General features: G+C 65.4%; 12 protein-coding genes. 8 read left to right on the top strand and 4 right to left on the bottom strand.

Annotated features, from left to right (window positions below; all coding sequences use genetic code 11):
• Positions 1 to 14 precede the first annotated feature (14 nt).
• Together ACQY4T_RS14275 and ACQY4T_RS14270 are read right to left on the bottom strand one after the other, a co-directional pair.
• Positions 15 to 1,619: an ABC transporter substrate-binding protein gene (locus ACQY4T_RS14275; protein ID WP_428531512.1), complete on the bottom strand. Its 1,605-nt coding sequence runs from the start codon at positions 1,617 to 1,619 to the stop codon at positions 15 to 17.
• A gap of 54 nt (positions 1,620 to 1,673) precedes the next feature.
• Positions 1,674 to 2,393 (bottom strand): cysteine hydrolase family protein, encoded by a 720-nt coding sequence (locus ACQY4T_RS14270; RefSeq protein WP_428531509.1) that lies wholly within the window; start codon positions 2,391 to 2,393, stop codon positions 1,674 to 1,676.
• Positions 2,394 to 2,617: 224 nt separating this feature from the next.
• On the opposite strand from ACQY4T_RS14270, the gene ACQY4T_RS14265 reads away from it, so the two are divergent.
• From ACQY4T_RS14265 to ACQY4T_RS14235, 7 genes are all read left to right on the top strand, one after another.
• Entirely contained in the window at positions 2,618 to 3,556 is a 939-nt protein-coding gene (locus ACQY4T_RS14265) for an ABC transporter permease (protein ID WP_428531506.1), read from the top strand.
• A 14-nt stretch (positions 3,557 to 3,570) separates the two neighbouring features.
• Positions 3,571 to 4,476 carry an ABC transporter permease gene (locus tag ACQY4T_RS14260; protein ID WP_428531503.1) on the top strand — a complete coding sequence of 302 codons (906 nt, stop codon included), beginning with the start codon at positions 3,571 to 3,573 and terminating at the stop codon, positions 4,474 to 4,476.
• Positions 4,473 to 5,540 carry an ABC transporter ATP-binding protein gene (locus tag ACQY4T_RS14255; RefSeq protein WP_428531500.1) on the top strand — a complete coding sequence of 356 codons (1,068 nt, stop codon included), beginning with the start codon at positions 4,473 to 4,475 and terminating at the stop codon, positions 5,538 to 5,540. Before ACQY4T_RS14260 ends, ACQY4T_RS14255 begins: the two co-directional genes overlap by 4 nt.
• The gene (locus ACQY4T_RS14250; RefSeq protein ID WP_428531497.1) at positions 5,533 to 6,525 is read left to right on the top strand and encodes an ABC transporter ATP-binding protein; all 993 of its coding nucleotides are present in this window, start codon (positions 5,533 to 5,535) and stop codon (positions 6,523 to 6,525) included. Before ACQY4T_RS14255 ends, ACQY4T_RS14250 begins: the two co-directional genes overlap by 8 nt.
• Positions 6,526 to 6,625: 100 nt before the next feature.
• The gene (locus ACQY4T_RS14245; RefSeq protein ID WP_428531494.1) at positions 6,626 to 6,778 is read left to right on the top strand and encodes a hypothetical protein; all 153 of its coding nucleotides are present in this window, start codon (positions 6,626 to 6,628) and stop codon (positions 6,776 to 6,778) included.
• Complete coding sequence (locus ACQY4T_RS14240; RefSeq protein ID WP_428531491.1) at positions 6,775 to 8,181, top strand: amidase; 1,407 nt, start codon at positions 6,775 to 6,777, stop codon at positions 8,179 to 8,181. Before ACQY4T_RS14245 ends, ACQY4T_RS14240 begins: the two co-directional genes overlap by 4 nt.
• A 12-nt stretch (positions 8,182 to 8,193) precedes the next feature.
• Entirely contained in the window at positions 8,194 to 8,370 is a 177-nt protein-coding gene (locus ACQY4T_RS14235; protein ID WP_428531488.1) for a hypothetical protein, read from the top strand.
• A gap of 29 nt (positions 8,371 to 8,399) precedes the next feature.
• On the opposite strand, the gene ACQY4T_RS14230 is transcribed toward ACQY4T_RS14235, so the two are convergent.
• Together ACQY4T_RS14230 and ACQY4T_RS14225 are read right to left on the bottom strand one after the other, a co-directional pair.
• A complete protein-coding gene (locus ACQY4T_RS14230) occupies positions 8,400 to 9,254 on the bottom strand; it encodes a penicillin-insensitive murein endopeptidase (RefSeq protein ID WP_428531485.1) in 855 nt (284 codons plus the stop codon).
• On the bottom strand, positions 9,251 to 9,802 hold the full coding sequence (locus ACQY4T_RS14225; protein WP_428531482.1) for a polysaccharide biosynthesis/export family protein: 552 nt from the start codon (positions 9,800 to 9,802) through the stop codon (positions 9,251 to 9,253). Before ACQY4T_RS14225 ends, ACQY4T_RS14230 begins: the two co-directional genes overlap by 4 nt.
• 382 nt (positions 9,803 to 10,184) lie before the next feature.
• Between ACQY4T_RS14225 and ACQY4T_RS14220 the strand changes: the two genes are divergently transcribed.
• Positions 10,185 to 12,326, top strand: a complete 2,142-nt coding sequence (locus ACQY4T_RS14220) for a GumC family protein (RefSeq protein ID WP_428531479.1) — start codon at positions 10,185 to 10,187, stop codon at positions 12,324 to 12,326.
• The last annotated feature ends 6 nt before the right edge of the window (positions 12,327 to 12,332 follow it).

Raw genomic sequence — 12,332 nt, 5'->3', positions numbered from 1 at the left:
TCGATTGAGGCCTCTCATGCCATGCTGATCTGGGTGAAATCCTGGTACCAGCTCTGCGCCGGCTTGAACCCGGTCACCTTCTTCGACATCGCCCGCGGATTGAGGTCATGCACGATGAACAGCCATGGCGCACCGTCCACCACCATCGCGTGGGCCTCGGCCAGCAGCTTGTCCTGCTCGGTCTTGTCGAAGCTGGACTGGGCCTTTTCCAGCAGGTCGGTGGCGGCTTGATTGTCCCAGTGTCCCCAGTTGTAGTTGACCGGTGAATAGCTGTCCTTGGCGTAGTAACGAAACATCGACGACGGATCGGTGTAGCTCAGGCTGATGTTGATGCCGTCGTCGTTGTGCGAGGGCGGTGATTTCGGGTCGGCGCGCACCGCCACGAGCATGGTGCCCCACTCGACCACATCGAAATCGATGTCCATGCCGACGGCCTTGAAGTTCTGCTGCATGAATTCGTTCATCGGGATCGGCACCATCTGGCCGGACCCCGAGGTCGAGATCATGATCTTTGCCTTCAGCGGCTTGTCGGGTCCGTAGCCGGCGTCCTTCAGCAGCGCCTTGGCCTTCTCCGGATCGTGGTTATAACGATTCTGCGGCGTTCCAAACACCGGGTTGTCCGCCGGATACAGGCCATCCGCTGGCTTGGCGGTGCCGTTCAGCAGATCGCACAGCCCGGCACGATCGACGGCGTAGTTGATGGCCTGACGCACCCGCGGGTCCTTGAACGGTGAGCCGTCGGTGCAATTCAGCACGTAGGGATAGGTGTGCGGATAGGGCCACAGGCTGATCTGCAGGCCGGCGGCCTTGAGCGAGGGGATCGAATCCGGTGGCGGGACCTCGATCCAGTCGACCTGACCCGAGCGCAGCGCGGCCACCCGGGTGGTGGCTTCGGGCATCGGATAGACGATCATCTTGTCCAGTTTGGGGATGCGCGCCTTGTCCCAGTAGGACTCGTTGCGCGACATCTCGGCGTATTGTCCCAGCACGACCTTGGTGATCTTGAATGGTCCGGTGCCCGACGGGTTCTTGGCGAATGCCGACCAGTTGCGGCCAGTGGCCTGCCACTGCGCGGGGCTGACGATCAGGATGCGAGTCAACAGGTAGGGCAGGAAGCTGAACGGATATTTCGTGGTGATGACGATCGTCTTGTCATCGGCCTTTTCGTATTTGTCGATCATCGAGACCGTTGCACGAACGATCGGAGCCGCCGGGGCGTCGTACTGCGGCGCCTTCTCGTCGAAGATGCGGCCGAAATTGAAGATCACCGCATCGGCGGTGAAATCGCTGCCGTCGTGAAACTTAACCCCCTGGCGAACGTCGCAGATCCAGCGCAGCGGGTTGGCCTCATCGATGCGCCAGGCGGTGAATAGGCCGGGCGCGATGTCGGCCAGCTTGTCGGTATGGGTGAAGTCCCAATTCACAATCGAATCGTACGCCGGGTAGCCGAGGAAGCGATAACCCTCGCCACCGTTGTTCGGAATGCCGTGCGTGGTCGGCAGGTCGGCCGCGGTCATGCCGATACGCAGAACCTGAGGGCTGGCGGCATGCCCTTGGATAGCTGGCCATGCCGCGGCGCCCGCCGCGGACACCAGCAGACCGCGTCGCGAAACTGTCATGCCCTGCCCCATTGCCTGCCGATGGCAATCCATCCCCCCGCAGGATTGCAAGGCCTATGCCACGGCCTGTTCGGGGATGTTGGCGGCGGCCTGGCCTTGCCCGATCAGCTTCAGCAACGCGTCCGACGCGATGACGTCGCAGAACGTGTAGGCCATTGCCGACAGAGTGGCGCTGTGTTCCTGATCGGTGAATGTGGCGTTGCCGTCGGCCACGAAGAACACCTTGTAGTTCAGCATCATCGCATCCCGAGCGGTCGATTCACAGCAGACCTGGGACGCGGTTCCGGTAATGATGAGTGTATCGACACCGCGCTGCTGCAGAATGTCATGCAGATCCGACGACCCAGCGACGAACGCGCCGAACCGGCGTTTGCGCACCTTCAGGTCCTGGTTTCGGACGTCGAGGCCCGGCCACAGCGCATGACCCTCGGCACCGGGGGTGAACGCCTCGATCATCCCCTGACGGCGGGACGCGGAGCAGAAATGGTCGAAATAGGTCGACCAGGTGCGGATCGCCTCGGCGTCGAAAGTGTTCTGGATGTAGACCACCAGGCCGCCGGCGGCGCGCGCCGCCGCGCCGATCCGGTTCACGGTCGGCACGATGGCGCGGGCCTCGGCGATTTCGGCCACCGCGCCGGGCGCCATGAAGCCGTTCTGCAGATCGACCACGACATGGGCAGTGCGCTTAGAATCCAGGCGGTCGAACACCCGCAGATCGCCTCTCCGCTGTTCAACCCGCTGGACGACTGACGGATAGATAGTGCTGTCGTGCATGGTCTGCTTCCTCTCTGCCTAACGATTGAACTTCAACGGTCGTCGGACGCTATGCGCGTGACTGAATTCACGCAACCGCATATAAATCACTCAGCCCGCCCCTGGACAGCGCCGCCGCGTGTGCTACCAGTGGGATTGCTGCATCGCAGCATGGGGCCGCGCCCCGACCTGTTCGCCGGCTACCTATTCCTCAACCGATCCGTGCATCCGGAGAAAGCGACCGCATGCTCTTGTTCGCCATCCGCCGCCTGTTGCAGGCCATCCCGATCCTGCTGGGTGTCTCGCTGGTCGTGTTCGGACTGGTGCACATCGTGCCTGGCAACCCGATCGACATGTTGATGCCGCCCGAGGCCTCGCCCGAGGTGATCGCCCAGATGAAGGCCGCGTTCGGCTTCGATAAGCCGCTCTACATGCAATACCTGCTCTGGCTGCTGCGCGCCCTGCACGGCGATTTTGGGCTATCGGTGTTCAACGCCACGCCGGTTTGGGGACAGCTTGTCGTTGCACTTAAAAATACCTTGATTCTCGCCATCCCGGCCGCCGCATTGGGTTTCTCGCTCGGTATCCTGTTCGGCATGCTCTCGGCGATGTACTATGGCCGCTGGCCGGATAAGCTGTTTTCCGCCATCGCCACCATCGGTGTTTCGCTGCCGCACTATTGGTGCGCCATCGTCCTGGTGCTGTTCTGCGCGGTGCTGCACGACTGGCTGCCGGCCCAGGGCATGGGCGATGATTCGCTGCCGCTGTATGACCGATTGCAATACCTTCTGCTGCCGGTGATCACCCTGTCGCTCATACCGATGGGGGTGATCGGGCGGCTGGTTCGGGCCACCGTGCTGGATATCCTGGGGCAGGATTTTGTCGGCGCGTTGTCCGCCAAGGGACTCACCCGCTGGCCGGTGATCCGCCACATCGCCAAGAACGCCGCACCGCCGGTACTGGCGCTGATGGGACTGCAATTCGGCTACCTGTTGGGCGGGTCCATCCTGGTGGAGACGGTGTTCAATTGGCCGGGGTCGGGCAATCTGCTGAACCTGGCGATCTTCCGCCGCGACATCCCGGTGCTGCAGGCAACGATCCTGGTGCTGGCGACATTCTTCGTGCTGCTCAACCTGCTGGTCGATATCGCGCAGGCGGCGATCGACCCGCGTATCCGGCGTTGAACAAGGGTCCCGCCATGTCAGACGTCATGCTGGAATCCCGGCTGGTATCGAAAACCGACGCGCTCGTCGCCCCGGCCTCCGGATACTGGAAATCGGTCGGTCAGAGGTTGCTGCGCGACAAGGTCACCATGGCCGTCACCCTGGTGCTGTTGGGCGTCCTGTTCATCACCCTCGGCGCGCCGCTGGTCACCCATTATGACCCCTACGCCGGCAGTGTGTTGGCTCGTTTGAAACCAATCGGGACGCCGGGCCATTGGCTTGGCACCGATGAGACCGGGCGCGACCTGTGGACCCGGCTGTGTTACGGCGGTCGCCTGTCGCTGCTGGCGGCGATCCTGCCGGTGACGATCTCGCTGCTGGTCGGCGGCTTCCTCGGCATCCTCGCCGGCTATGCCGGCGGGCTGCTCGGCACCCTGATCATGCGCACGATGGACGTGTTCTACGCGTTCCCCTCCATCCTGCTGGCGATCGCGATCTGCGGCCTGCTTGGAAACGGCCTGCTGAACTCGATCATTGCCTTGGCGGTGGTATTCATTCCACCCATGGTGCGGGTCTCCGAGACCGTAACGACCCAGGCGCGGAACCTCGATTTTGTCGAGGCCGCACGCGCTTCCGGCAGCACCACGCTGCAGATCATCCGCCACCACGTGCTGGCCAACGTGCTGGGCCCGATCATGGTCTATGCCACCAGCCTGATCAGCATCTCGATCATCCTGTCGGCCGGACTGTCGTTCCTCGGCCTGGGCGTCACCCCGCCGCGGGCGGAATGGGGGCTGATGCTGAATTCGCTGCGCCAGGCGATCTATGTGCAGCCCTACGTCGCCGCGCTGCCCGGGCTGATGATCTTCATCACCTCGATGTGTTTCAACATGATGAGCGACGGCGTCCGTAGCGCGATGGATGTGAGGCTGAATCAATGACCCCAAGCCCACTACAACAGCCACGCACCGTCGATGCGCGGGACCGCGGCGGACCGGCGCAGCCGCTGCTGATGGTCGAGCATCTGACTAAGCATTTCCCGGTGCGCGGCGGTCTGCTGAACCGCCAGGTCGCCACCGTGCAGGCGGTCGATGACATCTCGTTCTCGGTCCGCAAGGGCGAGACCTTGGGCATCGTCGGTGAATCCGGCTGTGGCAAATCCACCACCGCGCGGCTGCTGATGCGGCTGATGCAGCCCGACGCCGGGTCCGTCGTATTCGACGGCGATCAGGTCGGCGCCAAGCGCGGCATCGCGGTCAGCGACATGCGCCGGCAGATGCAGATGGTGTTTCAGGACAGCTACACCTCGTTGAACCCGCGCATGACGATGGCCGAGAGCATCGCCTATGCACCGCGCATGCACGGCCTGCCCCGCAAGCAGGCGTACGAACGGGCCGAAAGCCTGTTGTCGCGCGTCGGGCTGAACCCGCGTCAATACGCCCGTCGCTACCCGCACGAACTGTCCGGCGGCCAGCGCCAGCGGGTCAACATCGCCCGCGCGCTGGCGCTGGAACCGCGGCTGGTGATCCTCGATGAGGCGGTCGCCGCGTTGGACAAATCGGTCGAGGCACAGGTGCTGAACCTGCTTGCCGACCTGAAGCAAAGCCTCAACCTGACCTATGTGTTCATCAGCCACGACCTGAATGTCGTCGAGTATATGAGCGACCGGGTGATGGTGATGTATCTCGGCCGGGTGGTGGAGGCGGGTCCGGTGGACGAGATCTACCGCCATCCGCGCCACCCTTATACGCGCGCCCTGTTCGCTTCGAAGCCGACACTGGACCCCGACCGCCGCACCACGGAAATGCCGCTGACCGGCGATCCGCCGAACCCGATCAACCCGCCCTCGGGCTGTCGGTTCCGCACTCGTTGCCAGTTCGCTCAACCAAAGTGCGCCGAGACCGCGCCGGCACTGGTCGCCCCGTTCAATGGCGCGGCCGATCCGACGCATCTGGTCGCCTGCCATATTGCCGAGGCCCAAGCCGCGACGGTGCACCATGGCTGACGGGAGCATCCGCCCAGCGGCGCTGCGGGTCGAGGACCTGACGGTTCGCTTCAGCCGGCGCAACACCGATGTGGCGGCAGTCAATGGCGTCGATTTTTCGCTGCAGGCCGGCGAGACGCTGACCATCCTGGGTGAATCCGGATCCGGCAAGAGCGTCAGCCTGAAGGCGCTGATGGGACTGCTGCCCGTTTACGCTGGCGTATCGGGCAAGGTCTGGCTGAACGGACAGGAGATCCTTGGACTCCCCGCCGCCGCGCTGGCCAAGCTGCGCGGCGGCGCGGTGTCGATGATCTTCCAGGAACCGATGGCGGCACTCGATCCTGTCTATACGATAGGTGAACAGATAGCCGAAACCATCGTGCAGCACGAGGGCTGCGATAACCGTACCGCGACGAAACGCGCACTGGGCCTGCTGGAACAGGTCAGGATCCCCTCACCCGAACGGCGGCTGAAGAATTTTCCGCATGAGATGTCGGGCGGCACGCGGCAGCGGGCGATGATCGCGCTGGCGCTGGCCTGCAAGCCCAGCGTGCTGCTGGCGGATGAGCCGACCACGGCGCTGGATGTCACGGTGCAGATCCAGATCCTGCTGCTGCTGCGACAGTTGCAGCAGCAGCTTGGCATGGCGATCGTCTTCGTCACCCATGATGTCGGCGCGGCGGCCGAGATCTCCGACCGGATCGCGGTGATGTATGCCGGCCGTTTCGTTGAGACCGGAACCGCCCGCCAGGTGATGCGCAGCCCGATGCACCCGTATACGCAGGGTCTGTTGTCCTCGACCGTGCATGGCGGCATGCGCGGACGGGCGCTGGAGACGATTTCCGGCAGTCCGCCGAATCTGGCGGACCTGCCGCCGGGGTGTCCTTTCGCGCCGCGTTGCCGTTACGCTATCGATGCGTGCCGGCAGGGCGAGATCCCGATGGTGACGACGGACGCCGGGGCGATGGCCCGCTGCGTGCGGGCAAAACAAGCTGTCGAAGTGTAAAAAGTCTGCCGGGCTGGCCGAGCGAAACCGGGCGTGACACAACCGCCGGAGAGGCGGAGATTTGGGGAAAGCAGCAATGGAAAAACAGGAATTCGGCACAATGGTCGACCGCAGCGGATTGCGGCTGAGCGAGGCCCAAAAATCCGTGCTGTTCGCGGCCTATCCGATGTTCCAGGCGATGGTCGCCCGCGCCACCCCGCCGATGCCGCGCGAAGCCGAACCCTCGGTCGTTTTCACGCCGGAGGTGAAATGATGGCGCCGTTCCCGTCAATCGCCGACGCCGCCCGGCTGATCGCGGCGAAACAGCTTTCGCCGGTCGAACTGACCCGTGCCTGCCTCGAACGGATCAGCAAACTCGATGCGACGCTGCACAGCTTCCTGCTGGTCACCGAGGACCGCGCGATGGCCGATGCCAAGGCGGCGGAAAACCGCATGATGTCGGGGGCGTTGAAGGGGAAGCTGGACGGCATCCCGATCGGCCACAAGGACATCTACAATACCGCCGGCATCCGGACCACCGGTCATTCCAGACTGCTGGAGCACAACGTGCCGACCGAGGATTCGGTGGTGGTGCGCAAATGGGCCGAGGCCGGTACTGTCATGATGGGCAAGCTCGCCACCCATGAGTTCGCCATCGGCGGGCCGTCTTTCGACCTGCCCTGGCCGCCGGCGCGCAATCCTTGGAATCCGGACCATTTTACTTCAGGATCGTCCTCCGGCACCGGGGCCGCGGTCGCCGCGGGATTGGTTCTGGGCGGCACCGGGTCCGACACGGGCGGATCGATCCGCGGACCGGCGGCGCTGTGCGGTCTGGCGGGCATCAAGCCGACCTATGGGCTGTGCAGCCGGCGCGGCGTGCTGCCGTTGTCGCAGACGCTGGACCATACCGGGCCGCTGGCCTGGACGGTGCAGGATTGCGCGCTGCTGCTGCAGGCGATGGCCGGGCACGATCCGCTCGACCCGGCCAGTGCCGACCGTCCGGTGGCCGACTTCAGTGCCGAACTGGATACCGGCGTGAAGGGTCTGCGCATCGGCGTGATCCGCCATTTCCACGAAGTCGACAACCCGGTCAGTCCGGCGACGAAACGCGGCATCGAGGACGCCATCGGCCTGTTCCGCGACCAGGGCGCCGAAATCCGCGATGTCACCGTTGCGCCGATGATGGACTACAACGCCCCCGGTTGGGTGATCCTGACGGCGGAGGCCTACGCGATACACGAACCGTGGCTGAAGGAGCGGTTCAACGACTATGGCGAGCTGATGCGGGATCGCCTGGCGTTCGGTGCGCTGATGGGCGCCTCGGACTACGTCCAGTCGCTGCGCCGGCGGCGCGTGCTGTGCCTGCAGATGCGCGAGGCGATGGCCGGCGTCGATATCCTGATCACCGCGTCGGCGCCGTCGGAGGCACCGAAAATCACCGAAGTGCCGAAATGGGCGATGTTCGAGCGTCCGAACTTTACCATGCCGTTCAACCTGACCGGTCTGCCGGCGCTGAGCGTCTGCACCGGCTATGGCGAAGGCGGCCTGCCGGTCAGCATGCAGATCGTCGGCAAGCCGTTCGCCGAGGCCACCGTGTTCCGCGCCGGTCATGCTTACGAGCAAGCGACCCCATGGCGCAGCCAGCGGCCGGCGATGTCCAATGCCCTGGCGGCCTGAGGAGAGGCCGCGATGAGCGATGCGAAATTCGAGGCGCGGGTGAAGGCGACCGGGCTGCGCCCGAAACCCGACGACATGCCGATTCTGGAAGCGCTGGTGAAAGACCTCGATCGCGCCGCCGCCACGTTGCGCGGTCCGCGGCCGTACGGCCAGGAGCCGCTGAGCGCGTTCCGGTTGAAGCCGGGATAGCGCTCGATCGGGCCCGAGCGGAGCCGGTCTCAGCCGGCGAGGATTGCCCGGCAGGCGGCCAGCACCGGCGGTGGCCGATAGGGCTTGGGCGGCTCAGCCGGCGCATTCAACTGATCGAACCACCACTGCAACGTCGCATCGCAGCCATCCCCCGATGGCGGCGGCGGCGCCTGCACGCAATCGGTCTGGCCCGCCGGGCAGCGGAAGCGGATATGCATATGCGCCGCGTGACCGTACCAAGGCCGGATCAGATGCAGCCAGCCGCGGTCGCCGCTCACCTGGCGGCAGATCTGCTGCTTGATCGCCGGGTTGACCAGGATGCGGTCCACATCGGGCAAACCGGCGGCAATGTGCAGCAGCGAAATGACCGCGGGCGACCAGGCGGCCGGATCGATGTCGCGCCCGTCCGGGCGGACCATGCTGCGCAGCACGACGGATTCGCGGTCGGACGCCGGCAATGGCGGCCGCGGCCGCATGTCGAGACCGACATCGGCGTCCAGCCCGATCTGATGGCTGACATGGCCGCCCGGCAGCGGGCCGCCGCGGGCGCGAGAGATATCCTCGATCAGCAGCGTGGGCAGCCCCGCCGCTTCGGTCTCCCGCGCAAACAACCGCAGGTTGGCAATGGTCTGCGGCGCACCCCAGAACGCGCTGCGATCCGGATGGATGGTCTGAAACCCGTCGCCTTGCGGCGGAAGGCTGACCGCACCGGCGATGCAGCCGCCGGTGCCGGGACCGCCGATGATGTGCAACGGCCCCGGCGCCGGCGATGTGGGCGAAGAAGAAACGGCTGACATCGGGGTCGGCGCGGTGGAGGAACCCGGCTGCGCCGCTGCCGTCACCGCCAGCGATGACAGCAGGGCGGCGACGCGAAACAGCCTCAAAACCTGCGCTCGTAAACCGTGATCACGTCACCGGGTTGAATGAAACTCTGCCGCGTGGCCTTGCCTTCGACGGCAACGCCGTCGTTGGACCGCACGATGGAAGCATAATCCTGGATCGCGCGATAGGTGAAGCCGCCAGCGACCGCGGCGGCGGTCACCATGGTCATGCCGGGCTGATACGGGTATTGGCCAGGCTTGCTGACCTCACCCAGGACGAAGATCGGCCGGTAGGTGGTGATCTCGACCGACACCGAAGGTGCGGTGTAGAGGTTGGCTTTGACCAGGGCATCCCTGACTTCGATCGCCAGCGCGTCGGGCGTCAATCCGGCGGCATGGGTGCTGCCCAGCATGGGCAACGCGATCGCGCCACTGTCGCTGACCCGAAATTCGCCGGTCAGGCTGTCGTCGCCCACGGTGATCAGCCGCACCACGTCGCCCGACCCCAGCCGATACGCGCCGGGGTCGGGCGATGGAAGCTCCGCCAGGCGGCTGCCCGGAGCACAGGCCGTGGCGAGCACACAGAACAGCAAACACAACAGCGGTCGCACGATGTGGGGAACCCTGTTTTAGGGTTGCAGCCAGAGTGCCGGCTTTCCGGCCCGCAACACATACGATCCGGTTCGCTAATATTTGGTTAACGCCGCGCCGATGATTCGTTCTCGCCCACTATGCTTTGCACGATGCGGCAGACCCCACCGCTATTAGCGAAATCTTAAGCATTCGCAGCCTACGAAGGTGTTCTCATTCAACCCGCCGCGAAAAAAGTTCCCGGCGCGACCAAAAGGCCGAACCAGGCGGATGCTCGACAGGCCCGCGGACATCTCGGGGACAGCGCCGCTTCCCGATCCGGGGTCACGGCGCCAGGACCGACAGCGCGGATCGTCGCAGGACGGTCTGCCGGGGTTTCTCGCTTCGTTGCGTCAGCGACGCATGACTTTTCTTGCTACCATCGTTCTGATACCGCTATGCGCCTGGCTGACGCTGCGCCAGATCACCCCGCTGTACACCGCCACCGGCGCGCTGATCTATGAACCCAGTGAATACAAGGTGCGGGAATTGCAAAGTATCCTGCGCGCCGATCCGACCACCGAGGCGATGATGGCCAGTCAGGCGGAAATCCTGCACAGCCTGCACATCGCGCAGCGCGTGGCAGAACGCGGCAACCTGTTCAACAACCCCGAATTCAACGCCGCGCTGCGCCCGCCCGGCACGCTTTCGCACACAATCGGCAGCACAGTAACGACCCTGCGATACCTGCTGGGCATGGAGATCGATGCGCCGCCGGATCAGCCGGTCTATGGCCCGGCGCCCGACCATACGCGGGATCGCACCATGCAGGCGGTGCAGGACGCGCTGCACGCCGTTCCGGTCCGGATGTCTCATGTATTGGAGGTCACCTTCGTCGCCAGTGACCCGACGGTTGCCGCCGCCGCGGTCAACAACGCCATGGACGCCTACATCAAGGAGCAATACGCCGCCAAGCACCGAGCCGTCGAGAGCGCGACGAATTTGCTGGAGCGGCAGGCCGCTGAATTGCGCCGCCAGGTGCGCCAGGTGGAAGAGCGGATGTCGGCCTATCGCGCCGAACATGCGCTGAGCCAGGGCATGCACGCCGGGACCGAGAACGAGCAGATCACCAATCTGGCCGAGGACCTGGCGAAGGCCCAAGCCGAGCTGGCCGCCGCCAACGCCCGTTTGGATGTGGCGCGCGGCAAAGCCGGTGCCGAGGCGCAAGCGGCGATCGCGCCGTCGGTGGCGGCGTTGCGCGCGCAGCAGGACCAGCTTGCCGGGCAGATCAAGGCGCAGCAGGCACGGCTGGGCAGCGCGCATCCGGAAGCGCAGAGCCTGCAGCGGCAGTTCGCCGACGGGCAGCGCGCGCTGAACGGTGAGGTCGCCCGCGTGGTGGCCGCGACGGATGCCGAACAGCATGCCGCGGCCCAGCGCGTGACCTCGCTCGAGAACCTGTTCGCGCAGGCGAAAATCGCGTCGGAGAATGCCACCCGGGCGGAAATCCCGTTGAACGCGATGAACCGCGACCTGGAGGCGGCGCGGGGCCAGTTGCAGGCGGTGCTGGACCGTATCCAGCAGACCGCGCAACAGGCCACGATCGAGTCCTCGGAAGCGCACGAGATTTCGCAGGCGATCCCGCCGGACCGTCCCACATCGCCGCGGGTGATGCAGACCATGGCGGTGTCGGTCGCCGGCGCGGTGTTCGTCGGCCTGGTGCTGGTTCACATCCTGCAGCTCGCCGATGGCACGCTGCGCAGCGGCGACCAGATCAGGCTGCTGACTGGTCTGCCTTGCCTGGCGCTGATCCCCGAGGTGGGTCGGCGGGCGCTGGGGCATCTGAAAGTATACGACTATGTCGTCCGCCGGCCGCTGACCTCGTTTGCTGAACAAGTGCGCTTCCTGCGGGCGGGGGTGTCGCTCGACGTCGATCGCCCGCGGATCGTGACCGTCACCGGCGCCCGATCGGCGGAAGGAAAATCGCTGATCAGCATCGCGCTGGGCCGGTCCGCCCGACTGGATGGCGAGCGCGTGCTGGCGATCGAGTGCGACGTCCGCCAGCCGACATTTCAGCAGCGGCTGCAGGGCGCACCCGGCGCCACGCCCCGGTCACGCGGCGCGGCCCCGCTGGGCCTGACCGACGTGCTGCGCGGCGAGACCAGCTGGCGCGAGGCGTTGCAGACCGATCCGCTGACCGGGATGCGGTTTATTACCGCCGGAAAACCCGGCGCCGACATCCTGGGCCTGTTCCTGTCCGAGGCGATGAAGCAACTGCTGGCCGAGGCGCGCGCCGACTACGACCTGATCCTGCTCGACGCGCCGCCGATCGAGGCGATGACCGAGACCCGGGTGGCCGCCGCGCTGGCCGACGCCACCCTGGTGTGCGTGCGCTGGCGATCGACCCGGGCGGGAACCCTGCTGCACGCGCTGGAGGTGTTGGGCGATGCCCACGCAACGGTCATCGGAACCGTGCTGACAAGGGTCGATCCGCGCGTGCATCTTCGGTCCGGATACGCCGATGCGGGGGTATATCACCGCCGCTACAAAGCGTATTTCCGGGAGTAGTCATTG

Origin of the sequence: Rhodopila sp., from assembly GCF_965277825.1 — a bacterium.
Classification (GTDB): domain Bacteria; phylum Pseudomonadota; class Alphaproteobacteria; order Acetobacterales; family Acetobacteraceae; genus Rhodopila.
This window is presented reverse-complemented; position numbering and strand designations above follow the sequence as displayed.

Bases quoted from the DNA above. Each gene is read 5' to 3' on its own strand.
- ACQY4T_RS14275 (WP_428531512.1), bottom strand. From the start codon at position 1,619: ATGACAGTTTCGCGACGCGGTCTGCTGGTGTCCGCGGCGGGCGCCGCG.
- ACQY4T_RS14270 (WP_428531509.1), bottom strand. From the start codon at position 2,393: ATGCACGACAGCACTATCTATCCGTCAGTCGTCCAGCGGGTTGAACAG.
- ACQY4T_RS14265 (WP_428531506.1), top strand. From the start codon at position 2,618: ATGCTCTTGTTCGCCATCCGCCGCCTGTTGCAGGCCATCCCGATCCTG.
- ACQY4T_RS14260 (WP_428531503.1), top strand. From the start codon at position 3,571: ATGTCAGACGTCATGCTGGAATCCCGGCTGGTATCGAAAACCGACGCG.
- ACQY4T_RS14255 (WP_428531500.1), top strand. From the start codon at position 4,473: ATGACCCCAAGCCCACTACAACAGCCACGCACCGTCGATGCGCGGGAC.
- ACQY4T_RS14250 (WP_428531497.1), top strand. From the start codon at position 5,533: ATGGCTGACGGGAGCATCCGCCCAGCGGCGCTGCGGGTCGAGGACCTG.
- ACQY4T_RS14245 (WP_428531494.1), top strand. From the start codon at position 6,626: ATGGTCGACCGCAGCGGATTGCGGCTGAGCGAGGCCCAAAAATCCGTG.
- ACQY4T_RS14240 (WP_428531491.1), top strand. From the start codon at position 6,775: ATGATGGCGCCGTTCCCGTCAATCGCCGACGCCGCCCGGCTGATCGCG.
- ACQY4T_RS14235 (WP_428531488.1), top strand. From the start codon at position 8,194: ATGAGCGATGCGAAATTCGAGGCGCGGGTGAAGGCGACCGGGCTGCGC.
- ACQY4T_RS14220 (WP_428531479.1), top strand. From the start codon at position 10,185: ATGACTTTTCTTGCTACCATCGTTCTGATACCGCTATGCGCCTGGCTG.